General features: G+C 66.7%; 18 protein-coding genes and 1 tRNA gene. 9 read left to right on the top strand and 10 right to left on the bottom strand.

The window, feature by feature from the left end:
• Position 1 precedes the first annotated feature (1 nt).
• Together NNX34_RS09275 and NNX34_RS09270 are read right to left on the bottom strand one after the other, a co-directional pair.
• On the bottom strand, positions 2–826 hold the full coding sequence (locus NNX34_RS09275) for an undecaprenyl-diphosphate phosphatase (RefSeq protein ID WP_255766231.1): 825 nt from the start codon (positions 824–826) through the stop codon (positions 2–4).
• A 45-nt stretch (positions 827–871) separates the two neighbouring features.
• Positions 872–1,186, bottom strand: coding sequence for a hypothetical protein (locus NNX34_RS09270; RefSeq protein WP_255766230.1), 315 nt, complete (start codon positions 1,184–1,186; stop codon positions 872–874).
• A 41-nt stretch (positions 1,187–1,227) separates the two neighbouring features.
• Here NNX34_RS09270 and NNX34_RS09265 point away from each other — a divergent pair, with 41 nt between their 5' ends.
• Entirely contained in the window at positions 1,228–1,461 is a 234-nt protein-coding gene (locus NNX34_RS09265; protein WP_229951905.1) for a DUF5703 family protein, read from the top strand.
• 133 nt (positions 1,462–1,594) lie between these two features.
• Here the strand turns inward: NNX34_RS09265 and NNX34_RS09260 are convergent, their stop codons facing one another.
• Positions 1,595–2,746, bottom strand: coding sequence for an acyl-CoA dehydrogenase family protein (locus tag NNX34_RS09260; RefSeq protein ID WP_255766229.1), 1,152 nt, complete (start codon positions 2,744–2,746; stop codon positions 1,595–1,597).
• 30 nt (positions 2,747–2,776) lie between these two features.
• Complete coding sequence (locus NNX34_RS09255) at positions 2,777–4,099, bottom strand: M20/M25/M40 family metallo-hydrolase (protein WP_255766228.1); 1,323 nt, start codon at positions 4,097–4,099, stop codon at positions 2,777–2,779.
• Positions 4,100–4,293: 194 nt separating this feature from the next.
• On the opposite strand from NNX34_RS09255, the gene NNX34_RS09250 reads away from it, so the two are divergent.
• The 4 genes from NNX34_RS09250 (at position 4,294) to NNX34_RS09235 (ending at position 7,709) form a co-directional block, all read left to right on the top strand.
• Positions 4,294–4,376: transfer RNA gene (locus NNX34_RS09250), tRNA-Leu, on the top strand.
• Between the two features lie 112 nt (positions 4,377–4,488).
• The gene (locus NNX34_RS09245; protein WP_255766227.1) at positions 4,489–5,787 is read left to right on the top strand and encodes a hemolysin family protein; all 1,299 of its coding nucleotides are present in this window, start codon (positions 4,489–4,491) and stop codon (positions 5,785–5,787) included.
• Between the two features lie 88 nt (positions 5,788–5,875).
• Positions 5,876–7,279 (top strand): APC family permease, encoded by a 1,404-nt coding sequence (locus NNX34_RS09240; RefSeq protein WP_255766226.1) that lies wholly within the window; start codon positions 5,876–5,878, stop codon positions 7,277–7,279.
• A 37-nt stretch (positions 7,280–7,316) separates the two neighbouring features.
• Complete coding sequence (locus NNX34_RS09235; RefSeq protein WP_255766225.1) at positions 7,317–7,709, top strand: universal stress protein; 393 nt, start codon at positions 7,317–7,319, stop codon at positions 7,707–7,709.
• Positions 7,710–7,716: 7 nt separating this feature from the next.
• On the opposite strand, the gene NNX34_RS09230 is transcribed toward NNX34_RS09235, so the two are convergent.
• From NNX34_RS09230 to NNX34_RS09215, 4 genes are all read right to left on the bottom strand, one after another.
• Positions 7,717–8,940, bottom strand: a complete 1,224-nt coding sequence (locus NNX34_RS09230; protein ID WP_255766224.1) for a kynureninase — start codon at positions 8,938–8,940, stop codon at positions 7,717–7,719.
• 83 nt (positions 8,941–9,023) lie between these two features.
• Positions 9,024–9,977 (bottom strand): MaoC/PaaZ C-terminal domain-containing protein, encoded by a 954-nt coding sequence (locus NNX34_RS09225; protein ID WP_255766223.1) that lies wholly within the window; start codon positions 9,975–9,977, stop codon positions 9,024–9,026.
• Positions 9,974–11,314, bottom strand: a complete 1,341-nt coding sequence (locus tag NNX34_RS09220) for a 3-oxoacyl-ACP reductase (protein WP_255766222.1) — start codon at positions 11,312–11,314, stop codon at positions 9,974–9,976. The genes NNX34_RS09225 and NNX34_RS09220 overlap by 4 nt, the downstream gene beginning before the upstream one ends.
• Positions 11,315–11,316: 2 nt before the next feature.
• Positions 11,317–12,654 (bottom strand): acetyl-CoA C-acetyltransferase, encoded by a 1,338-nt coding sequence (locus tag NNX34_RS09215; protein WP_255766221.1) that lies wholly within the window; start codon positions 12,652–12,654, stop codon positions 11,317–11,319.
• Positions 12,655–12,734: 80 nt separating this feature from the next.
• Between NNX34_RS09215 and NNX34_RS09210 the strand changes: the two genes are divergently transcribed.
• Both NNX34_RS09210 and NNX34_RS09205 read left to right on the top strand, forming a co-directional pair.
• A complete protein-coding gene (locus tag NNX34_RS09210; RefSeq protein WP_370647250.1) occupies positions 12,735–13,460 on the top strand; it encodes a TetR/AcrR family transcriptional regulator in 726 nt (241 codons plus the stop codon).
• Positions 13,457–15,559: an acyl-CoA dehydrogenase gene (locus tag NNX34_RS09205; RefSeq protein ID WP_255766220.1), complete on the top strand. Its 2,103-nt coding sequence runs from the start codon at positions 13,457–13,459 to the stop codon at positions 15,557–15,559. Before NNX34_RS09210 ends, NNX34_RS09205 begins: the two co-directional genes overlap by 4 nt.
• A 123-nt stretch (positions 15,560–15,682) precedes the next feature.
• Here the strand turns inward: NNX34_RS09205 and glgA are convergent, their stop codons facing one another.
• On the bottom strand, positions 15,683–16,879 hold the full coding sequence (glgA, locus tag NNX34_RS09200; RefSeq protein WP_255766219.1) for a glycogen synthase: 1,197 nt from the start codon (positions 16,877–16,879) through the stop codon (positions 15,683–15,685).
• 72 nt (positions 16,880–16,951) lie between these two features.
• Between glgA and glgC the strand changes: the two genes are divergently transcribed.
• The gene (gene glgC / locus NNX34_RS09195; RefSeq protein ID WP_308219733.1) at positions 16,952–18,202 is read left to right on the top strand and encodes a glucose-1-phosphate adenylyltransferase; all 1,251 of its coding nucleotides are present in this window, start codon (positions 16,952–16,954) and stop codon (positions 18,200–18,202) included.
• Between the two features lie 148 nt (positions 18,203–18,350).
• On the top strand, positions 18,351–19,787 hold the full coding sequence (locus NNX34_RS09190; protein WP_255766218.1) for an SDR family oxidoreductase: 1,437 nt from the start codon (positions 18,351–18,353) through the stop codon (positions 19,785–19,787).
• Here the strand turns inward: NNX34_RS09190 and NNX34_RS09185 are convergent.
• On the bottom strand, positions 19,766–22,516 hold the full coding sequence (locus NNX34_RS09185) for a cation-translocating P-type ATPase (RefSeq protein ID WP_255766217.1): 2,751 nt from the start codon (positions 22,514–22,516) through the stop codon (positions 19,766–19,768). The two genes, NNX34_RS09190 and NNX34_RS09185, sit on opposite strands and share 22 nt — an antisense overlap.
• Positions 22,517–22,622: the final 106 nt, after the last annotated feature.

The raw sequence follows: 22,622 nt of genomic DNA, 5'->3' as shown, positions 1-22,622 counted from the left end.
GCTAGGCGGTAAGGACGCCGAAGCCCAGCAGGAGGTAGATGCAGATGCCGAGAAGGATGCGGTACCAGACAAAGAGGCGGTAGCTGCGGGTGGAGACGTAACGCAGGAACCAGCCGATGATGATGAAGCCCACAACGAAGGCGACCACCGTAGCGGCGCCGGTCTGCAGGGCGGTGTAGGGCATGGGCTCGTCCAGCGACTTGACCAGCTGGAACAGCCCGCTGCCGAACACTGCGGGAATGGCCAGCAGGAAGGCATACCGGGCGGCGGCCTCGCGGGTGTAGCCCATGAGCAGCCCCGCGGTAATGGTGCCGCCTGACCGGGAAACGCCGGGAATCAGCGCCAGGGCCTGGGCGAAGCCGTAGAGGATGCCGTGCCGATAGGTGAGCTGGTCCAGTTTGCGCTCCTGGCGGCCGACCGTATCAGCCACCGCCAGGATGATGCCGAAGACAATCAGCATGGTGGCGACGATCCAGAGACTGCGGAAGGTGCTTTCGATCTGGTCCTGGAAGAGCAGGCCCAGGACCACGATGGGGATGGTGCCGATGATGATCAGCCAGCCCATGCGGGCATCCGGATCATTGCGCGGTACCCGGCCGAACAGGGAGCCGAACCAGGACTTGATGATCCGGACAATGTCCTTCCAGAAATACACCGCGACGGCGGTTTCCGTGCCGAGCTGGGTAATGGCGGTAAAGGCCGCTCCCGGGTCCTGGGCTCCGGGCAGCAACTCCCCCACTATGCGCAGGTGAGCGCTGGAGGAGATGGGGAGGAACTCTGTCAGGCCCTGGATCAGGCCAAGGAAGATCGCTTCAAACCAATTCACACCTAAGACTCTAATTGACTCCTGCGACGCAGCCGTTCACCACCGCTACCGGTTGGCTGAACGTCCCAGCGGGTTGCCGTTGTCCTGGTCTCCGACGCTCGGATCCTCCAGGATTTCGTCCACCTCGTCCGCGGTGTCGTAGTCGTCCTCGTCCTCATCGTCTTCGTAGATCTCCAGCGGCGTCACTTCGCCGTAGGCGTCGTAAAGCACTTCCTCATAGACTTCGAAGGCATCGGCGATGGCCAGGTACGCGCTTTCGACCACTGGATCCTTGTCACCGCGTCGTGCGGCCGCGGCCGCGAGGTGTTCCTCGAACGCAGCGACAAGGGACTGGAGCGCGATGCGCGGATCTATGCTCATGACCTAGACGTTATCGGTAAAGTAGGGAAAATTGGAGGGAAATGCGCGAACAAATTCTTGCACCTGATGTCTCCCGCCGGCGCGAAAACTCCCGGGACTACGAGTACCTGGTGGTGTCGGTTGACCCGAACGAATCGCTGCCCGATGCTCGGCGCCGCCTCGTCGAGCACGCAGAATACGGCAAGTGGGAACTGCACCGCAGCCGCATCTACAGCGGCGGCGGACGGCGGTTCTGGCTGCGCCGAAGAGTCCTGCGCGTCCAGCGGACCACCTAGCCTCCGACCTTCCCTGCTCCACGGGGACCTACTCCACCGGGCCCTGCTCCACGGGGCCCTGCTCCACCGGGCCCTGCTCCACCGGGCCCTGCTCCACCGGGCCCTGCTCCACCGGGCCCTGCTCCACGGGGCCCTACTCCACGGGGCCTAGGACGGCGTTGGCCACGCCGGCATGCACGGAGTCCTCGCTCGAGGGGTGGAACATTCCGGCGAGGACGTCGCGGTAGAGCCGTTCCAGCTCGGAACCCCGGAAATAGCTGCGCCCTCCCGCTACCCGGACAGCGGTTTCCACGACGCCGCGCGCCGTTTCGGTGGTCCGGTACTTCAGGCCGGAAAGCAGCGGGAACCAGTAGCTGCCGTGGTCCGTCCCCTCCTCCAGATCCCGCGCCACAGCCCCGAGCTGCAGATGGACGCCGTCCATCCGGAGCGCGGCGTCGGCAATCTTCCAACGGGTAGCGGGGTCCGCCGACGCCGGAGCGCCGTCGCGCCCGGCACGGCCGGAGGCGGCCTCGACGGCCAACTCCACGGCGCGGTCTCCGATGCCCGTATAGACGGCGGACAGCAGGGTCTCAAACAAGGCGAAAATTCCGAAGACAAAGGCATCGCGGTGCGGACCCACCGGCGTCGAACGGACCATCCGTGCTGCCGGCACCACTGCGTTGTCCAGACGGGTGGTGCAGGACTGGCTGGCCCGCATGCCCATGGTGTCCCAGTCATCCGCGATGGTGATGCCCCCGGTTCCGCGGTCGGCAAACCCGAAGACCAGCCGCGGCTCCTCCGGGTCCGACGCATCCTTTCCGAAGATTCCCAGCCGGGTCCAGGCCGGGGACAGGCTGGTGAAGATCTTGGTGCCGGTGAAGGCGTAGCCGCCGTCGCCCGTCGGACGGGCCGCGGTGTGCGAATCGAAGAGTACGGCGGGGTTCCCCGGCTCGGACACGCCGAAGGCAAACAGCTCGCCCGCCGCCGCCTCGCGGAGCACGAAGTCCAGCGAGTGGTCTCCCGCCAGTGCGAGCAGGTGCGCCACGCCGCACCAGACCAGGTGCATGTTCACTGCCAACGCCGTCGCCGGCGCGGCGGATGCCAGGAGCCGCTGGCAGGAGACGACGTCGGGAATCCCCAATCCGGCCCCGCCCTCATCCGTTGGGGTGAACAGGGCGAGGTAGCCCGCGGCGCGCAGGTCCCCCAGGTCCTCGGTGAAGAAGCTGTTGGTTTCGTCATAGCCTGCGGCACGGGAGCGCACGCGCTCCAGTAGTTCCGGGGTGAGGATATCGGCGGGGGCCGGCAAGGGGTTCTCCTTCGAAAGGCCGGGCAGGGATCAGTAGTCGGTCAGCAGCCGCGACAGGACCCGGGTGCCGAACTTCAGGGAGTCCACCGGAACCCGTTCATCGACGCCGTGGAACATGCCGGTGAAGTCCAGGTCCTCCGGCAGGCGCAGCGGGGCGAAGCCGTACCCGGTGATGCCCAGCCGGCTGAGGGACTTGTTGTCGGTGCCGCCCGAAAGCGTGTAGGGCAGCACCGGAGCCCCGGGATCCTCTGCCTGCAGGGCGGAGATCATCGAGTCGACCAGGTTTCCCTTGAACGGCACTTCGAGGGACACGTCCTGGTGCTCGTAGCTGATGTCGATGCCTTCGCCGGCCAGTTCCCGGATGGTGGCCAGCACCTGTTCCTCCTGCCCGGGCAGGGTCCGGGCATCGATCAGGGCCTCGGCGGTGCCGGGGATGACGTTGTGCTTGTACCCGGCCTTCAACACGGTCGGGTTGGAGGTGTTCTGCAGGGTGGCACCCACAAACCGGGCAACGGTCCCCAGTTCGGCGAGGATCCGGTCCGGGTTCTCCGGATCGAACTCGACGCCGGTCAGTTCGGTGACGCCGTCCAGGAAGGCACGGGTGGTGTCCGTCAGTTCGATGGGCCAGGGGTGGCTGCCGATATTGGCGACGGCGCGGGCCAGCCGGGTGACGGCATTGTCGGTGTTGATCTGGGAGCCGTGCCCGGCACGGCCGTGGGCGACCAGCCGCAGCCAGGAGATGCCCTTTTCCGCTGTCTGCAGCAGATACGTCCGCTTCCCGCCGATGGTGGCCGAGAATCCGCCCACCTCTGAGATGGCCTCGGTGGCGCCGTCAAACAGTTCCGGACGGTGTTCCACGGCCCAGCGTGCGCCGTAGTCGCCGCCGGCTTCTTCGTCGGCGAAGAACGCGAAAACAATGTCCCGCCGCGGACGTGTTCCGGTGCGGGACATGGAACGCATCACGGACAGGATCATGGCATCCATGTCCTTCATGTCCACGGCCCCCCGCCCCCAGATCAGGCCGTCCCGTTCCTCGCCGCTGAACGGGTCCACGGTCCAGTCCGCTTTCTGCGCCGGAACCACGTCAAGGTGGCCGTGCACCACGAGGGCGGGCAGGGAGGAGTCGGTGCCCTCCATCCGCGTGACCACGGAGGCGCGTCCGGGGGCAGACTCGAAGAGATCGGCGGACAAGCCGGCTTCTTCGATCAGCCCGGCGGTGTACTCGGCGGCGGCGCGCTCCCCCGGCCCCGAATTGTCGCCGAAGTTGGAGGTGTCGAAACGGATGAGCTCCTGGCAGATCCGGGCCACCTCGTCTTCGGCGCGGGGCTGCTCGGCACGGACGTCTGTAGGCATGGGGCTTCTCCTTCGATGAACTGTGCAGCCAGCTTAGCCAGAGCAGCGGGAGGATGGGCCGTATTGCGCCTTCGCGGGACACCAATCTGCCTCCGGCTTGGGCCGATTCGTGGTTCGCGCCTAAACCGTGTTAGAGTTTTTCCCGTTGCTTCCACAGCTTTTGAACAACTGAAGAGCCTGTGGAAATCACCCAAGCGCGGGTGGCGGAATGGCAGACGCGCTAGCTTGAGGTGCTAGTCCTCTAACGAGGGTGGGGGTTCAAGTCCCCCTCCGCGCACAGCGAAGTCCTCCTGGAATCTACGGATTCCAGGAGGACTTTTTTGTTTGTCCGGAACCAATCCGTGTGATCTTTGACTCACATCACCCGCCGCCTTCGGTACCCTCGCACCATGGACGGCAGCGGAGTCTTTAATCTCCTGCTCGTGGCTTTTTTCATTCTGCTGGGCGGAATCTTCGCCGGTGCGGAGATGGCACTGGTGTCGCTCCGCGAGAGCCAGATCAGCGCCATCGAGCGGACCGGGAAGCAGGGCAGGCGCACAGCACTCCTGGCCCGCAACCCCAACCTGTTCCTGTCCGCAATCCAGATCGGCGTGACCCTCTCCGGTTTTTTCTCGGCTGCGTACGGCGCCTCGGCGCTGGCACCGGCGGTTGTGCCCTTGCTGCGTCAGTGGGGGCTGCCGCAGCCGACGGCGGAGGCAACAGCGTTCATCCTGCTGACCCTCGTTGTGGCCTACCTTTCCCTGGTGTTCTCGGAACTGGTGCCCAAGCGGCTGGCCATGCAGAATGCCGTCCTCTACGCGCGGTTCCTCTCCCCCGCCCTGAACCTGTTTGCCGTGCTGATGCGCCCCGCCATCCGGCTGCTTTCCTTTTCGACTGACACCGTGGTGCGCCTGCTGGGCGGAAATCCGAACGTCAAGACCGTGCCGGTGAGCAGCCAGGAACTGTGGGACATGGTGGCGGCGAGTCCGATGCTTGCCGAGGACAGCCGCCGGATTCTTTCGGACGTCTTCGGAGCGGGCACCAGGCTGGTGCAGGAGGTGATGCGGCCCAGGACCGAAGTGGTGTTTGTCCGGGCAGACCTTCCGCTGGAGGAAGCAAGGAACCGGGTGCGGCACCAGCCCTATTCCCGGTACCCGGTTACCGGCGCATCGGTGGATGACATCCTGGGGTTCATCCACGTCCGGGACCTGATGCCGGACCCGGACGTGACGGGCACGGATGACCGCACCGTAGCCGACATCCTCCGTCCCGTCCTGTTCCTGCCGGGGACCGCAGCAGTCCTGCCGTCCCTGGGCAGGATGCGCCGGGAGAACAGCCACATCGCAATAGTGGCGGATGAATACGGCGGCACTGACGGCATTGTCACGCTCGAAGACCTCGTGGAGGAACTGGTCGGGGAAATCTACGACGAGTACGACACAGGCCGGGACCCCGAGGACCGTTACCGCAGGGAAAAGGGACAGCTGGTGGTGGACGGTGCACTCATCCTGCAGGAGTTCGAACGGCTGACAGGCGTCGGCCTGCCTGAGGGCCAGTATGAAACGGTGGCCGGGTACATCCTGGAGCAGCTGGGCCGGATGGCCCGGCCCGGTGACACGGTGCAGGGCCCGGACTGCAGGCTCGAGGTACTCGGCGTGCGGGGACGGCGGATCGGCGCGGTCCGGGTAATTCCCGCGGCACCCGGGTAAACCCTCACCGCAGCCCATTGCCTAAAGACGGCGCCACCGCGCAGAATACCGACCAACGCGGCATCCCTGAACGTCCGGAAGGACAGCCATGGCTGACATCAAGGCGGAAACCGTCCAGCCCGAACTCAAGCGGGTCATGGGCACCAAACTGTTGCTGCTCTTTATTGTCGGCGACATCCTGGGCACCGGTGTCTATGCCCTGACCGGACAGGTGGCCGGCGAAATCGGCGGTGCGGCCTGGGCTCCGATCCTGCTCGCTTTCGCAGTGGCGACGATTACTGCCTTGTCCTACCTGGAACTGGTGACAAAGTATCCGCAGGCCGCCGGTGCAGCCCTGTACACGCATAAGGCCTTCGGTGTGCATTTCCTGACCTTCCTCGTGACCTTCGGGGTGCTTTGCTCCGGGATTACTTCCGCGTCAACGGCGTCGAAATTCCTTGCCGAGAATTTCATTGTGGGATTTCAGCTGGAGTGGGGGCAGACCGGGGTCACGGCGATCGCTGTCACCTTCATGCTGCTGCTGGCGGTGGTCAACCTGCGGGGTGCCGCGGAAAGCGTGAAGTTCAACATCGTCCTGACGGCCATTGAGCTGACCGGGCTCCTGATCGTGATTGTCATCGGGTTCTGGGCCATGACCCAGGGCAACGCGGACTTCTCCCGGGTGGTCGTGTTTGAAACCGAAACCGGCAAGAGCGTGTTCCTGGCCCTGACCGGAGCCACCGCCCTGGCCTTCTTCTCCATGGTCGGTTTTGAAGACTCGGTGAACATGGCGGAAGAGACCCGCGACCCGGCACGGATCTTCCCGAAGGTCATGCTGACCGGCTTGACCATCACGGTCTCCGTCTATCTCCTGGTGTCCATCGCGGCCGTGGCCGTGGTGCCGGTGGGCCAGCTGTCCGAATCCGCCACCCCGCTGCTGGAAGTGGTGCGTGCCGGTGCCCCCAACCTCCCCGTGGACACCATCTATCCGTTCCTCTCCATCTTTGCCGTGGCCAATACCGCCCTGATCAACATGCTGATGGCCAGCCGCCTGCTCTACGGCATGGCGAAGCAGGACGTCCTGCCCCGCGCACTGTCCGCCGTCCTGCCCGGACGCCGCACTCCGTGGGCATCCATTGTCTTCACGACGGCCATCGCAGCCGGCCTGATCATCGTGGTCACCAACTTCATGGGCCGGGAAACGGTGACCGCGCTGGGCGGAACCACCGCGCTCCTGCTGCTGGCCGTCTTCACGGTGGTGAACATCGCCTGCATCGTCCTGCGCCGCACGCCGGTGGACCGGCCGCACTTCCGCTCCCCCGGCATCATGCCCTTCATCGGTGCCATAACCTGCGCCTTCCTGCTTGGCCCCTGGGCGCAGGACGCCATCGAGTACCGGATTGCCGGGTTGCTGCTGCTGCTCGGACTGGCTCTTTGGGTGCTCACCTGGATCTGGAACCGGGCGGTCAAGGCGCGTAAAACCCGTTTCAGCGACCCCACGCAGCTGAGTTGAGCGAGCCAGCGATGAAGCAGGCAGGAAGAAGGAAGCCATGAGCGTCGTCGTCGGATATGTCCCCACACCGGAGGGGGAAACAGCACTGCGTGCTGCGCTCCGTGCGGCCCGGGACCTGGCCACCGCACTCGTGGTGGTCAATGTGGAGAGCACGCGCAAGCCGCGGCCGGAACATACCCCGGACTACCTGCAGACGTTGACCGGCGTCCTGGAGGGCAGCGGGGTTCCGCACGTCCTGCTTCACCCCATGGGGGATTTTGATGCCTCCGAGGAAATCCTGAAGGCTGCCCAGGAGCACGGGGCCCGGCTGGTGGTGCTGGGGATCCGGCACCGGACGCCGGTGGGCAAGCTTTTCCTGGGCAGCACTTCCCAGCGTGTGCTGCTGGAGGCTGCCTGCCCGGTCCTGGCGGTCAAAGCGGGCCAGGCATGAGGCCCGGCTAGCCCCGGAGCTCGCCCAGAATCGCTTCGATCCCGGTGAAGGTCTCCACGAAGGACGTGGACAGGGGCGACAGGCCCAGCCGGATGCCGTCCGGATTGCGGTAGTCCGGAATGATCCCCTGCTCCCAGAGCGCGGCGGTCACCGCTTTGAACTTCGGATGGTCGACGGTGATGTGGCTGCCGCGGCGCTCCGGATCGCGCGGCGAGGCCAGCACGACGCCGCGCGGCACCAGCAGCGCGTCCACAGCTGTGACGGCGTATTCGGTAAGCGCCTGCGACTTCGCACGGACGGCATCCATGCCGGCCTCCCGGATCAGGGCAATCATGTCCTGCATGGCGAGCATGCCCAGGATGGGAGGGGTGCCCGAGACCAGGCGGCGGATGCCCTCGGCCGGAACATAGCCCTGCGCCATGCCGAACGGGTCACTGGAGCCCAGCCAGCCCTGAATGGGCTGGGAGAAGTCCGCCTGATGGCGGGCGGCCACGTAGGCCCAGGCCAGCGCACCCGGCCCGCCGTTGAGGTACTTGTAGCTGCAGCCGACGGCGTAGTCGGCGCCCTCGGCGTCCAGCTCGGCGGGAACGGCGCCTGCCGAATGGCACAGGTCCCACAGGACCAGGCCGCCGGCGTCGTGCACAATCTCGTTGATTGCCGCTGAATCGGCAAGGTAGCCGGAGCGGTAGGCCACGTGGCTGAAGACGGCCAGCGCCGTCTGCGGCCCGACGGCGTCCGCCACCGCCTCGGCGCTCACTCCGCCGGCGTAGTCGGCCGACACCCAGCGCAGGGTCAGCCCGCATTCCCGGGCCACGCCTTCCAGGACGTACCGGTCCGTGGGGAAATTGTCGGCATCGAGCAGGATCTCGGACCGGCCGGGGCGGGCGGCAACGGCGGCGCGGGCCAGTTTGTAGAGCAGCACAGTGGTGGAATCCGCCACGATGCACTGGCCGGGGGCGGCACCGAGCGCCACCTCGCCGAGTGCGTCGCCGATCCGGCCGGGCAGCTCGAGCCACTGCTCGTCCCAGCCGCGGATCAACCGTCCGCCCCACTGGCGGGAGACGAAATCCTGCAGGTTTTCGGCGGTGGCGCGGAGCGGGCGGCCCAGCGAATTCCCGTCCAGGTACGCCCCGACTCCCTCTGCCGGCAGGAACCGGTCCCGGTAGCCCGCGAGGGGATCGGCGGCGTCGAGTTCCTTGGCGGCAACCAGCAGGCCGGCAGCATCAATCATGAGGGAACCTTAGCATCAGGCACATCCAAGCCCGTCCGCTTCCGGGCGTTGCCGGAGGCGGACGGGCTATGTCTGAGGTGTGCTCAGGCCCGGGTTGCGGCGCCGAACCCGTTGGGCCCCGCGCCGTTCGGATCCAGTGGAGATACCGAACCGGAGAAGTGCCGGCGCTGCGAACGCGGATTCCACCCCGTGAAGGTGGAGCCTGCCCAGCCGTCGGGCGTCTGGTCATCCGAGATGGCTACGGCAACGGTGGCCGGCAGGAACACCGGAGCCTCGAAGTCGATGCTCCACTGGAACGGGCCCTCGTGCGTCTGCACGGTGTCCGCGACGACCCGTGAGGCCAGGTACATGCCGTGGGCCAGGGACTGCTTCATGCCCAGTGCCTTCGCCGACAGGCGGCTCAGGTGGATGGGGTTGAAGTCGCCGGAGACCCGGGCGTAGTTGCGGCCGGCGTCGGCACCCAGGCGCCACAGCGCCGTCGGGAGCGGGGGAACGAATTCCGCGCGCGCCGCAGACTTGTCCGGGCGGTCGAACTTCGGCAGGAAGACGCCCTTGGCCAGATAGGTGGAACGGCCCCGCCAAACTGTTTCCGCGTTGCCGCCGGCCTCAACAGTGACCTCCGCGACGAGTTCCACCTGGGTGCCGGCACGGTGCCCGGCGAGGTTCTCCGCCCACGCCGTCACCGTCAGCGCTTCGCCATAGTGGATGGGCCGTAGATGCTGCACCTCGTTGCGCAGGTGCACCATGCCCAGCAGGGGCAGCGGGAAGTCCTCGCGCGCCATCAGGCTCATGGCCACCGGGAACGCGAAGGTGTGCACGTATCCGGTGGGCAGGTAGTCGCTGGCGCTGTGCTGGACCAGGCGCTGGAAATCGGTGAGCCGGGCCAGGTCCACGGACGCTCCGCGGACCACGTGCCGGTCCGACGTCAGCGTGCCCGCGGCCTTGGACGGCGACAGGCGCGACTTCGCCGCGCTGCCCACCGCCCCGGCATAAAGCCGCCCGAGCGTGGGGATCTCGCTCAGCTGGGTATCGCTCATGCGCCCACCATGTTCTGCCCGCAGACCCGTACGACCTGGCCGTTGACGCCGGCCGCGGAGTCGGAGGCGAGGAAGGAAATGGTTTCGGCCACATCCACGGGCAGGCCGCCCTGCTGCAGGCTGGACAGCCGGCGGGCCACCTGCCGGGTGAGGGCGGGAATGGCAGCGGTCATGTCGGTTTCAATGAAGCCCGGCGCGACGGCGTTGATCGAGCCGCCGCGCGGTGCCAGCAGCGGTGCGGTGGCGCGGACCATGCCGATGACGCCGCCCTTGGAAGCTGCGTAGTTGGTCTGGCCGCGGTTGCCGGCAATACCGCTGGTGGAAGCCAGCGAAACAATGCGGCCTTCCGGACTGAAGCCTCCGGAGGCCAGGAAGGTTTCGTTCATCCGCAGCTGCGAGGCAATGTTGACGGCAATGACCGAACCCCAGCGGGCTTCGTCCATGTTGGCCAGCAGCTTGTCGCGCGTGATGCCGGCGTTGTGGATCACAATGTCCAGGTGCCCGTAGCGTTCGACGGCGTGGGCCAGGATGCGGTCCGCGGCGTCTTCGCGGGTGATATCGACCTGGAGCGCGGTGCCGGAGATTTCGTTGGCCACCTTCGCCAGCTGTTCTCCGGCGGCAGGCACGTCCACGACGATCACGGATGCACCGTCGCGGTGCAGCACGCGGGCGATGGCCGCACCGATGCCGCGGGCGGCACCCGTGACCACGGCGACCTTGCCGGCGAGGGGCGCGTTCCAGTCCGCCGGAAGTTCACCGGCGTCGGAACCGACGGTGATGAACTGACCGCTGACGTAGGCGCTCTTGCCCGAGAGCAGGAACCGCAGTGCGGCCGCCACCGAGGGCGCGGTCGCCTGCACACCGTTGGCCAGCACGATGCCGTTGGCCGTCGCCCCGCCGCGCAGTTCGTGCGCAATGGAGCGCAGCGTGCCGTCGACACCTTGGCGTGCCGCTGCGGCTGCCGGGTCCTGGGCTTCCGCAGCGGGCCGGGAAACCGTGATGACCCGTCCGCCGGGAGCGAGGTCCCGCAGGGCCGCACCGGCAGCCAGGGTCGGTTCGCCCAGGTCCGTCGGCGCCGCGGCGTCGTCGAGCACGATCAGGATGGCGCCGAGCTTTTCCTTGGGCGTGGCGTGCCGGCGGACGTCCTGGTCCCAGCCAAGGAGCAGCTTGGAGAGGTCATCGGCGGCAGCGCTCTTGCCGAGCACGAGGACCGGGCCCGGCACCAGGGGCTTGGCCGGGTCGAAACGCCGCAGGATGGCCGGCCGGGGCAGGCCGAGCTTCTTGGACAGTTCCTTGGTGAAACCGCTGTTCACGAGGTTCAGGTAGGTGTCACTCATGGTTAGCGTGCCTCGAGGATCGCGACGAGGCCCTGGCCGCCGGCAGCGCAGATGGAGATCAGGCCGCGGCCCGAACCCTTTTCGTGCAGCATCTTGGCCAGCGAGGCGACAATGCGTCCGCCGGTGGCGGCGAACGGGTGGCCGGCGGCCAGCGAGGAACCGTTGACGTTGAGCTTGCTGCGGTCAATGCTGCCCAGCGGGGCGTCCAGGCCGAGCCGGGTCCGGCAGAATTCCTCGTCCTCCCAGGCGGCCAGGGTGGAGAGGACGGTTCCGGCGAAGGCCTCGTGGATTTCGAAGAAATCGAAGTCATCGAAGGTCAGGTTGTGGCGGGCCAGCAGGCGGGGAACGGCGAAGGCCGGGGCCATCAGCAGCCCGTCCTTGCCGTGTACGAAGTCGACGGCTCCGGCTTCGGCATCCACGATATTCGCCAGCATCGGCAGGTCATGTTCGCGGGCGTAGTCCTCGGAGCCCAGCAGCACCACGGAGGCGCCGTCGGTCAGCGGGGTGGAGTTGCCGGCGGTCATGGTGGCGTCATCGCCCAGGGACTTGCCGAAGGCGGGCTTGAGCTTGGCAAGCTTTTCCATGGTGGTGTCGGGGCGCAGGTTCGCGTCCTTTGCCAGGCCGCGGTACGGGGTCACGAGGTCGTCGAAGAAACCGCGGTCGTAGGCGGCGGCCATGTTGCGGTGGCTGTTGTAGGCCAGCTCATCCTGGGCCTCGCGGGTGATCTTCCACTGGGCGGTGGTCAGGGCCTGGTGCTCGCCCATGGACAGTCCGGTGCGCGGTTCGCCGGTGGACGGCGCGTTCGGGGACAGGTCCTTGGGACGGATCTTTGCGACCGCAGCCAGTTTCTGCTTGGTGGTCCGGGCGCGGGAGAGATCCAGCAGTGCACGGCGGAGGCCTTCGCTGACGGCGATGGGCGCGTCCGAGGCGGAGTCGACGCCGCCGGCAATGGCGGATTCCAGCTGTCCCAGCTTGATCTTGTTGGCCAGGCTGACCACTGTCTCAAGGCCCGTGGCGCAGGCCTGCTGCACGTCATAGGCGGGGGTTTCCGGCGACAGTGCCGAGCCCAGGACCGCTTCGCGGGTCAGGTTGAAGTCGCGTGAGTGCTTGAGGACGGCTCCGCCGGCTACTTCGCCGATCCGCTCGCCCTGCAGGCCGAAGCGGGCAATCAGCCCGTCGAGGGCCGCGGTGAGCATGTCCTGGTTGGAGCTGTAGGTGTACTTGCCGCCCGAGCGGGCGAAGGGAATGCGGTTTCCGCCGATCACAACCGCCTTGCGCACCGAAGACCCGGCGCCGTTGTTCGTGGGTGTAGCTCGTGCGGATTCAGGCTGTGCAGCCATTCGTCGTTCTCCTTGGGAGTGCATGGGGGTTGGTGTGACGCCAGTTACTGTAACCCAGCGTACCTGATACGCTCAGTATCGTGAACAACGTACTGGAAGATCCTTCCGCGCCGACCCCGGCCGCGGACGGCCGTGCCCTCCGCTGGGAAGCGCACCGGGCCGAGCGCCGTCGTACCCTCATCAAGACGGCCCGCCGGGCCGTGCATACCCTGGGCTGCGCGGCGTCGATGGAAGAGATCGCCGCCGCTTCCGGGACATCGAAGTCCGTGTTCTACCGCTACTTCGGGGACAAGGCCGGACTGCAGAAGGCAATGGGCGAAATGGCGGTGGCCCGGATGCAGGAAAAGATCCTGGATGCAGGCCGTACCGCCCCCTCCGCCAGGTCGGGCCTGCGCGCCATGGTCTCCGCCTACCTGCAGATGGCCGAAACCTCCCCCAACGTCTACCTGTTCGTGACCGGCCAGCTGGCCGACGGCGGGCCGGGACAGATCGACAGCACCCTCTCCTCCTTCTTCGAAACCATCACCGCAATGATGGACTCGGCCATGCGCCACTATCTGGCGGGCCGGGAGGTTCCGCCCGAGGCCAGCGCTACCGCGCAGTACTGGCCCACGGCGGCACTCGGGATGATCCGGGCAGCCGGTGAGCGCTGGATTGCCGCTCCCCCCGGCCCCGGGAAGCCGACCGAAGAACAAATGACCGACCAGCTGACCGCCTGGCTCTTTGACGGCATCGGCTACGACCGGGGGCATCCGCTCCCGACCCCTCCAGTTACTCCCTCCACCCACGAGAAGGAAACGCAATGACGCAAACACTTTCCCCCACCGAACGGCAGCTTCCGGCCAGCGCCACGATCAGCGACAACGATGCCGCCGTAGTGGACGTCGAGGCACTTGGCCGGGTCCTGCTCGGCAAATGGGCCGAGAAGCGGCTCGCGGCCCGCAAGATCGCAGGCATGGAAGCCATGCATACGCCCGCGGGGCTGACGTACACCGAGCACCGTGAGCGGGTCATGGACCAGCTGAAGATCCTGGTGGAGAGCAAGTCCGTCCACGGCGCATTCCCCAAGTACGTGGGCGGCGAAGACAGCCACGGCGCAAACGTCGCGGGCTTTACCGAACTCGTGGTGGCCGATCCGTCCCTGCAGATCAAGGCCGGCGTCCAGTGGGGTCTCTTCGGTTCCGCCGTGATGCACCTGGGCAACCGGGAGCACCACGAAAAGTGGCTGCCCGGCATCATGAGCCTGGAGATTCCGGGCTGCTTCGCGATGACGGAAACCGGCCACGGTTCCGACGTTGCCAGCATCGCCACCACCGCGGAGTACGACGCCGCCTCCGAAGAATTCATCATCAACACCCCCTTCCGTGCCGCCTGGAAGGACTACATCGGCAACGGCGCCGTCAACGGCAAAGCCGCCGTCGTCTTCGCCCACCTCATCACCCAGGGCGTGGACCACGGAGTGCACGCGTTCTATGTGGAGCTTCGCGACGACAACGGTTTCCTGCCCGGCATCGGCGGCGAGGATGACGGCATCAAGGGCGGGCTGAACGGCATCGACAACGGCCGGCTGCACTTCTCCAATGTGCGCATCCCCCGCACCAACCTGCTGAACAAGTACGGCGACGTCGCCGCGGACGGCACCTACACTTCGGACATCAGCAGCCCCGGACGCCGCTTCTTCACCATGATCGGCACCCTGGTGCAGGGCCGCGTTTCGCTCGACGGTGCAGCCGTCAACGCGAGCAAGCTGGCGCTGAAGACGGCCATCCAGTACGGCACCGAGCGCCGCCAGTTCAACGGTGCTTCCGACATCAAGGAAGAGGTGCTGATGGACTACCAGCAGCACCAGCGCCGCCTGCTCCCCCTGCTGGCCACCACGTTCGCTGCCACGTTCGCCCACGAGGAACTGCTGCATAAGTTCGACGACGTCTTCTCCGGTGCACATGACACGGACGCAGACCGCCAGGACCTGGAAACCCTTGCCGCGGGCCTGAAGTCCCTCTCCACCTGGCACGCCCTGGACACGCTGCAGGAATGCCGGGAAGCCACCGGCGGCGCCGGGTTCCTGGCCGAGAACCGGTTCACGTCCCTGCGCGCGGACCTGGATATCTATGCCACCTTCGAGGGTGACAACACGGTGCTGCTGCAGTTGGTTGCCAAGCGACTGCTGGCCGATTACGCCAAGGAATTCGCCGGTGCGGACTTCGGCGTGCTTGCCCGCTACGTGGTGGGACAGGCCACGGACGTGACCCTGCACCGCACGGGCCTGCGCAGGATTGCCCAGTCCTTCCGTGACTCCGGCTCGGAGAAGAAATCCGCCATTGCGCTGCGCGATCCGCGCACCCAGCATGACCTGCTGGCAGACCGCGTGGGCACCATGGTGGCGGAGGTTGCCACCGCACTTAAGGAAGCCCGCGGGCTGCCGAAGGACAAGGGCGCGGCGGTGTTCAACGAGAACCAGCACGCCCTGATCGAAGCCGCGCGTGCGCACGCAGAACTGCTCCAGTGGGAGGCCTTCACACGGGGGCTGGAACGGATCGAGGATGCCGGCACCCGGCAGGTCATGACCTGGGTCCGCGACCTGTTCGGGCTGCGCCTGATTGAAAAGAACGTGGGCTGGTACCTCATGAACGGGCGCCTGTCCGCACAGCGTGCCCGCACCCTGGGCCCGTACATCAACCGCCTGCTGGCCAAGATCCGCCCGCATGCCCTGGACCTGGTCGATTCGTTCGGTTACGGCCAGGAGCACCTGCGGGCTCGGATTGCTTCGGGCGCTGAGAAGGTCCGCCAGGACGAAGCCATGGAGTACCAGCGCCTGCTGCGTGCCAGCGGCGCCGCGCCGGTGGACGAAAAGGTCCTGATTGCCCGCCGGAAGGCCGAGCAGAAGAAGTCCGGCCGGAAGTAGCCTCCCCGGGTCCCGGGTCCCGGGTCTCCCGGGTCCCCGGGCAGGACGGGCAGGCGAAAGCCGAAGGGCGCCGTCGCACACTGTGCGAGGGCGCCCTTTGGGCGTTCGGATCCCCCGCCCGGCCTAGGCCAGGACGGAGCGGTACACCGCGAGGGTCTCCTCCGCGATGGACTCCCAGGAGAACTGCTCGGTCGCCCGGATGCGGCCCGCCTCGCCCATCCGCCGGGCCAGCTCCGTATCCGTGACCACTTCGGTCAGCGCAGCAGCGAAGTCCCGCACGAATTTCTCCGGGTCCAGCGGCGTGCCGGTCCCGTCGGTGACCTGCTCGATGGGCACCAGCAGCCCGGTGACGCCGGTATCGACGACTTCGGGGATACCCCCGGTGGCGCTGGCGACGACGGCGGTCCCGCAGGCCATGGCCTCGAGGTTCACGATGCCCAGCGGCTCGTAGACCGACGGGCAGGCGAACACGGTGGCGATGGAGAGGACCTTGATCAGCTCGGCGCGCGGCAGCATGCGCTCAATCACCACGACGCCGGTGCGGGTGCGCCGCAGTTCCTCGATCAGCACGGCGGTTTCCGCAGCCAGTTCAGGCGTGTCGGCTGCGCCGAGACACAGCACCAGCTGGACCTCCGGCGGCAGCATTGCCGCCGCGCGCAGCAGGTAGGGCACACCCTTCTGGCGCGTGTTGCGGCCAACGAAGACCACGCTGGGACGGTCCGGATCAATGTCGAGGGCACGGACGCCGTCGGGGTCGATATCCGGCTGCCACTGCTGCACATCGATGCCGTTGTGGACTACCCGAACCCGGTCCGGGTCCACATCGGGGTAGCTGCGCAGGATGTCCTGGCGCATGCCCTCGGAGACGGCGATGATGGCGGCGGCTGCCTCGTAGGCGGTTTTCTCCACCCAGGAGGAGACGGCGTATCCCCCGCCGAGCTGCTCGGCCTTCCATGGCCGCAGCGGCTCCAGGCTGTGGGCGCTGAGCACGTGCGGAACGCCGTGCAGCAGCGATCCCAGGTGGCCGGCCATATTGGCATACCAGGTATGTGAATGGACCAGGTCCGCTCCGGCCAGTCCGCCCAGGATTTCAAGGTCTGTCCCGAGGGTCTGCACGGCAGGATTCGCGGACTGGAGTTCCGCCGGCACCTCATAACTCTTTACTTTGGCTCCGTGGAAATCTTCGGGGCGCGGGGCCCCGAAACAATGCACATGGAGATCTACTTCTCCGGCCAGGACCCGGCTGAGCTCGGCAACGTGAACGCCTGCTCCTCCGTAGATTTCCGGCGGGAATTCCTTCGACACAATATCTACTCGCACTAAACCAACGTAGTGCACCGGGCAACCAGTGATCTAGTCTGAAGTCAGTAGACTTATTTTCGGAAGAGGTTCATGACAATGGCGCCAAAGAAGGTCCTGGCAGTAGTTCTCGCAGGCGGCGAGGGTAAACGGCTAATGCCGCTCACAGCAGATCGGGCTAAACCGGCGGTTCCCTTTGCCGGACGTTACCGCCTCATCGACTTCGCACTTTCAAACCTGGTGAACTCCGGGTACCTGCAGATCGTGGTCCTGACCCAGTACAAATCCCACAGCCTGGATCGGCATATTTCTGAAACCTGGCGGCTTTCCACCCAGCTGCAGAATTATGTAGCCTCCGTGCCCGCACAGCAGCGGGTGGGCAAGAGCTGGTTCCTGGGCAGCGCGAACGCCATCTACCAGTCCATGAACCTGATTGAGGATGCCCAGCCGGACATCGTCGTCGTCATCGGTGCGGACCACGTGTACCGCATGGACTTCTCCCAGATGGTCGAGGCGCACATTGCTTCCGGCGCGTCGGTCAGCGTTGCCGCCGTGCGGCAGCCGCTGCACCTGGCGGATCAGTTCGGCGTGATCGAAACCGATTCCGAGAACCCGGAGCGCATCGCTGCGTTCGTGGAAAAGCCGGAGACCACCCCCGGACTTCCGGATGATCCGGGCAGCTTCCTGGCCTCCATGGGCAATTACGTGTTCAACACCGATGCCCTGGTCTCGGCGCTGCAGTGGGACGAGGAGCGCCTGGTCACCAAGCACGACATGGGCGGGGACATCATTCCCTACTTCGTGGAACGCGGCGATGCTGCCGTTTACGACTTCACCCGGAACATCATTCCCGGTGCCACCGGCAGCGACCACCAGTACTGGCGTGACGTGGGCACCCTGGATTCCTACTACGACGCGAACATGGACCTGATTTCGCCGCTGCCGGCGTTCAACCTGTACAACCTGAAGTGGCCCATCTACACGCGGCAGAGCATCTCCCCGCCCGCCAAGTTCGTCCGCAGCGCCTCCGACCAGGCCGGAACCGCCGTCGACTCGATCGTGTCCGACGGCACCGTGATCTCCGGCGGCACAGTGACGGGGTCCGTGCTGGCGCAGGACGTCTACGTGGCCTCCAACGCCGAGGTGACCGACTCGGTGCTGATGGACAAGGTGCATGTGGGTGAGGGCGCGGTGGTCCGAAGGGCCATCATCGACAAGAACGTGCGCATCCCCGCCGGTGCCACCGTGGGAGTGGACCGGGAACTGGACCTCAGCCGCGGGTTCACCGTGACCGAGTCCGGCCTCACCGTGCTCAGCAAGGGACAGCGCGTCCCGGAGAACTAAACGGTCAGGGGCGGGGTGCCGGGTGTGAGATATCCCGGTGCCCCCGCCCCCGATACGGGTGCCTGCGGTCTTCTCCGGTATCCTCGGAAGGCGCACACGGTGCGCCTGCACTGTGGATCCTCCGGTGCCGATGAGCGTAAAGGCCCCCATGAGTACCCCTGAACTAAGCCCGGAAGAAATCCAGACAGCCCTGAAGGTCCTGGCTTCCATCCATGTCCTGGAGGAAGAAAACCCCGACTACGTCGCGGTCCGGCGGGCCACCGCCAAGATGTTCAAATCCGTGAAGAAGCACCGGAAGAACGAAAAGCGCACCGCCGTCGCCGAGGCGGACCGCGCCGTTGTCGCCCTCACGGCCACCGGCGCCGCTGACCGGATTGATGATGAAACCCGCGGTGCGCAGCTCACCACCGCGGCGCACGGACCGTCCGCCGGCACGCTGCTCAAGCCGCGCAACTGCTACATCTGCAAGCAGCCCTATACCGTAGTGGATGCCTTCTACCACCAGCTCTGCCCCGAGTGCGCGGGCTTCAGCCACACCAAGCGGGACGCCCGCACCGACCTGACCGGCAGGCGGGCACTGCTGACCGGCGGCCGCGCGAAGATCGGCATGTATATCGCCCTGCGGCTCCTGCGCGACGGTGCGCACACCACCATCACCACCCGCTTCCCGAAGGACGCTGCACGCCGTTTTGCCGCGATGGAAGACTCCGCGGACTGGCTGCACCGGCTGCGCATTGTCGGCATCGACCTGCGTGACCCGGCCCAGGTCATCTCGCTTGCCGAGTCCGTGGCGGAGGCCGGTCCCCTGGACATCCTGATCAACAATGCCGCCCAGACCGTCCGGCGGTCCTCCAACGCCTACCGCCCGCTGACCGACGCCGAACTGGCACCGCTGCCGGACGGTCCCATGCCCGAGCTGGTCACCTTCGGGCACACCTACGACGCGCATCCCACGGCGCTGGCCGGGTCAGTCGCCGCTCATCCGGTGCTGGCAGCCGACGCCGTCACGGCCCTGGCGCTCACCGCCGGCTCTTCGTCGCTGGCGCGGATGGAGGCCGGAACGGCAATCGACGCCGGCGGGCTGGTCCCGGACACGGCGCCGATCAACAGCTGGACGCAGGTGGTGGACCAGGTGGACCCGCTGGAAATGCTGGAGGTGCAGCTGTGCAACGTCACGGCGCCGTTCCTGCTCGTCAACCGGCTCCGCCCCGCGATGGCGGCGTCTCCGGCACGGCGGAAGTACATCGTGAACGTCTCAGCCATGGAAGGGCAGTTCTCCCGCCGTTACAAGGGACCCGGCCATCCGCACACCAACATGGCCAAGGCGTCCCTGAACATGCTCACGCGCACCAGTGCCGAGGAAATGCTGGAAACGGACGGGATCCTCATGACGGCCGTGGACACCGGCTGGATCACCGACGAGCGTCCCCACCCCACCAAGGTGCGCCTGGCGGAGGAAGGCTTCCACGCGCCGCTGGACCTGGTCGACGGCGCGGCCCGCGTCTACGACCCGATCGTGATGGGCGAAAACGGCGAAGACCAGTACGGGGTCTTCCTCAAGGACTACAAGCCCTCCCCCTGGTAGGCCTTCGGCACCGGCCCCGGCCGACGACGGCGGGCGGACAGCCGCTGCACCGCCTTGCCGATCTCGGAGACCACCAGGACGGTCGCCCCGACGGCGAAGCAGAGGAACCACTGCGCTGAGGTCAGCGGCACCGTGTCGAAGATGCCCGCGAAGATGCTCAGCTGCACCACCAGGATCTGCAGTACAACCACAGCGACGAGGGAAACCCAGATGGCGCGGTTGGTGAAGGTCCGCAGCGTGAAGACGCTGCCGGTTTCGGAGCGGACGTTCAACAGGTTGAACACCTGGTAGAACACGAAGGTGGTGAAGGCCATGGTCGTGGCGAAGTTGGTACTGCCGGCGCTTTCGGGGAACCACCGCGGAGCATTGACCAGGACGGTGCAGGTACCCACCGCCATCACGATGCCGAGCATTGTCAGCACGGCGATCCGCCGGCCCGTAAGCAGGGGCTCGGTGGCCGGCCGGGGCGGCTTTTTCATCACGTCCGGGTCGGTCCGGTCCACACCGAGGGCCAGGGCGGGCGGACCGTCCATGATGATGTTCACCCACAGGATCTGCAGTGCGGTGAAGGGTGCCCCGCCGGCGAAGCCGAAGGTTGCCGCCGCGAGGAAGATCAGCACGAAGCCCCACGCGGTGGTCAGCTGGAACCGGACGAATTTCAGGATGTTGTCGTAGATGCCGCGGCCTTCTTCGACGGCCGCCACGATGGTGGCGAAGTTGTCGTCGGTGAGGATCATCTTGGCCGCACCCTTGGACACGTCGGTGCCGGTGATACCCATGGCAATCCCGATGTCGGCGCGTTTCAGCGCCGGAGCGTCATTCACGCCGTCGCCGGTCATGGCCACGATGTAGCCGTCCGCCTGGAGCGCCTCCACAATCCGGATCTTGTGTTCGGGGGAAACCCGGGCCAGCACCCCCAGCTGCGGCGCCTGCCGCCGCAGCTCTGCATCATCCATGGCGTCAAGCGCCGTGCCCGCAGCGGCCCTGCCCTCGATCCCGAGGTCCCTGGCAATCGCCGAAGCCGTGACCAGATGGTCCCCGGTGATCATGTGCACGTCGATCCCGGCGGCCCGCGCCCGGGCAATGGCTTCGGCTGCCTCCTGCCGCGGCGGATCCAGGATCCCGACGACGGCGTACAGCACCAGGTTGGCGGCCTCGGCAAACAGCGCATCCGGGCTGGACGGCAGCGGTGCATCCAGTACCCGCCCGGCTACCGCCATGGTCCGCAGGCCGGCGTTGGCCAGGGACTCCACGTCGCGGGAGATGCGCGCGCGTTCCTCGGGGTCCAGCGGGACCAGGCCGTCCGGGGTCTGCAGGAACGCTGTCCGGTCCAGGACCACGCCGGGCGCCCCCTTGACGTTGCAGTGCACGGCGGCCGCGGCGTCGTCGGAGCGGTTGAACGTGGCCATGAACTTGTAGTCGGAGTCGAACGGAACTTCGGCGATGCGCCGGTGGGTGGCACGGGCGCCGGCGACGTCGATCCCGCCCTTTTCCGCCAGGACCACGAGGGAGCCCTCGGTCGGGTCTCCGGTCAGCCTGCCGTCCTCGACCGAGGCGTCATTGCACAGCGCCATGGCCATAAACGCCTCCGGCGGCAAGGGGGCGGACTGCCCGTCGGGGCTGAGGATCTTTCCGTCCGTGGAATAGCCGTTTCCGGTCACCCGGAACCGGCGGCCCTCGGGCGAATACAACCGCCGCACCGTCATTTCGTTGAGGGTGAGCGTGCCGGTCTTGTCCGTGCAGATCTGCGACGTGCTGCCGAGGGTCTCCACGGCTGCCAGCTGCTTGATGATCGCCCCGCGTGCGGCAAGCCGGGAGGCACCCATGGCGAGGGTGAAGGCCACGACGGCGGTCAGCCCCTCGGGAATGGTGGCCACGGCCAGTGAAACGGCGGTCAGGAACAGGTCTTCCCAGCTGTCCCCGCGCAGCAGCCCCAGCACGAACACGAGGGCAACGACGGCGAAGGCGATGTAGGTGAGGACCCGTGCCAGCTGGTCGATGCTGCGCTGCAGGGTGGTCTTTTCCTCCGCGGTACTGCCCAGCAAATGCGCGATGGTGCCGATCTGGGTTTCCATGCCCGTCCCCGTAACCAGCAGCACGCCGCGCCCTCGGGTCACATCCGTGTCCATAAACAGCAGGTTGGTGCGGTCCGCGACGGGCAGCTGCGGATCCGACAGCGGGGCGACCATCTTGTTGGTGGGCTTGGACTCGCCGGTGAGGGCCGCCTCGGCCACCTGCAGGCGCACGGCCTCCAGCAGCCGTCCGTCCGCGGGCACGCTGTCCCCCGCCTCAAGGAGCACGACGTCGCCGGGCACCAGCTCCGTCCGTTCCGCCGTTACCGCGTTGCCGGACCGCAGCACCCGGCAGCTGTCGACCGACGCGTTGCGCAGGGCTTCCAGGCTGTTCTCGGCCCGTTGCTCCTGCACATAGTTCAGGGTGGTGTTGAGGATGATGACCAGCAGGATCACCACCGGGGTTTCCCACTCGCGGGAGACCACGGCACTGACCACCGCGGCGATGATCAGGACGATGGTCAGCCGGTCCGAGAGCAGGGCCAGGACCTTCCGCCACACCGGTACTTTTTTGCCCTCGGCGAGCTGGTTCGGCCCGTAACGGGCCAGCCGGTCCCGGACTTCGCCGGCGTCGAGCCCGGTCTCCGGGTCGGTTCCCAGCGCCGCTGCCACCTCTTCTGCGGGGAACAACCACGGGGATTGGATCTGCTGCTGCATGGAAACGCCTGGGACGCTTCCACTGTTGCCTTGCGAACTCATGGGCGCTTCCCGGTTCCTTGAGGATGGTGCCCCAATGGTAGCAACGCAGGCCTTGGCAGCAGTA

It is taken from the genome of Arthrobacter sp. zg-Y1116, from assembly GCF_024385485.1.
Classification (GTDB): Bacteria; Actinomycetota; Actinomycetes; order Actinomycetales; family Micrococcaceae; genus Arthrobacter_B.
The sequence above is the reverse complement of the archived record's forward strand: the minus strand, read 5'-3'. Positions and strand labels throughout refer to the sequence as shown.

Bases quoted from the DNA above. Each gene is read 5' to 3' on its own strand.
- NNX34_RS09270 (WP_255766230.1), bottom strand. From the start codon at position 1,186: ATGAGCATAGATCCGCGCATCGCGCTCCAGTCCCTTGTCGCTGCGTTC.
- NNX34_RS09265 (WP_229951905.1), top strand. From the start codon at position 1,228: ATGCGCGAACAAATTCTTGCACCTGATGTCTCCCGCCGGCGCGAAAAC.
- NNX34_RS09255 (WP_255766228.1), bottom strand. From the start codon at position 4,099: ATGCCTACAGACGTCCGTGCCGAGCAGCCCCGCGCCGAAGACGAGGTG.
- NNX34_RS09245 (WP_255766227.1), top strand. From the start codon at position 4,489: ATGGACGGCAGCGGAGTCTTTAATCTCCTGCTCGTGGCTTTTTTCATT.
- NNX34_RS09240 (WP_255766226.1), top strand. From the start codon at position 5,876: ATGGCTGACATCAAGGCGGAAACCGTCCAGCCCGAACTCAAGCGGGTC.
- NNX34_RS09235 (WP_255766225.1), top strand. From the start codon at position 7,317: ATGAGCGTCGTCGTCGGATATGTCCCCACACCGGAGGGGGAAACAGCA.
- NNX34_RS09230 (WP_255766224.1), bottom strand. From the start codon at position 8,940: ATGATTGATGCTGCCGGCCTGCTGGTTGCCGCCAAGGAACTCGACGCC.
- NNX34_RS09225 (WP_255766223.1), bottom strand. From the start codon at position 9,977: ATGAGCGATACCCAGCTGAGCGAGATCCCCACGCTCGGGCGGCTTTAT.
- NNX34_RS09220 (WP_255766222.1), bottom strand. From the start codon at position 11,314: ATGAGTGACACCTACCTGAACCTCGTGAACAGCGGTTTCACCAAGGAA.
- NNX34_RS09215 (WP_255766221.1), bottom strand. From the start codon at position 12,654: ATGGCTGCACAGCCTGAATCCGCACGAGCTACACCCACGAACAACGGC.
- NNX34_RS09205 (WP_255766220.1), top strand. From the start codon at position 13,457: ATGACGCAAACACTTTCCCCCACCGAACGGCAGCTTCCGGCCAGCGCC.
- glgC (WP_308219733.1), top strand. From the start codon at position 16,952: ATGACAATGGCGCCAAAGAAGGTCCTGGCAGTAGTTCTCGCAGGCGGC.
- NNX34_RS09190 (WP_255766218.1), top strand. From the start codon at position 18,351: ATGAGTACCCCTGAACTAAGCCCGGAAGAAATCCAGACAGCCCTGAAG.
- NNX34_RS09185 (WP_255766217.1), bottom strand. From the start codon at position 22,516: ATGCAGCAGCAGATCCAATCCCCGTGGTTGTTCCCCGCAGAAGAGGTG.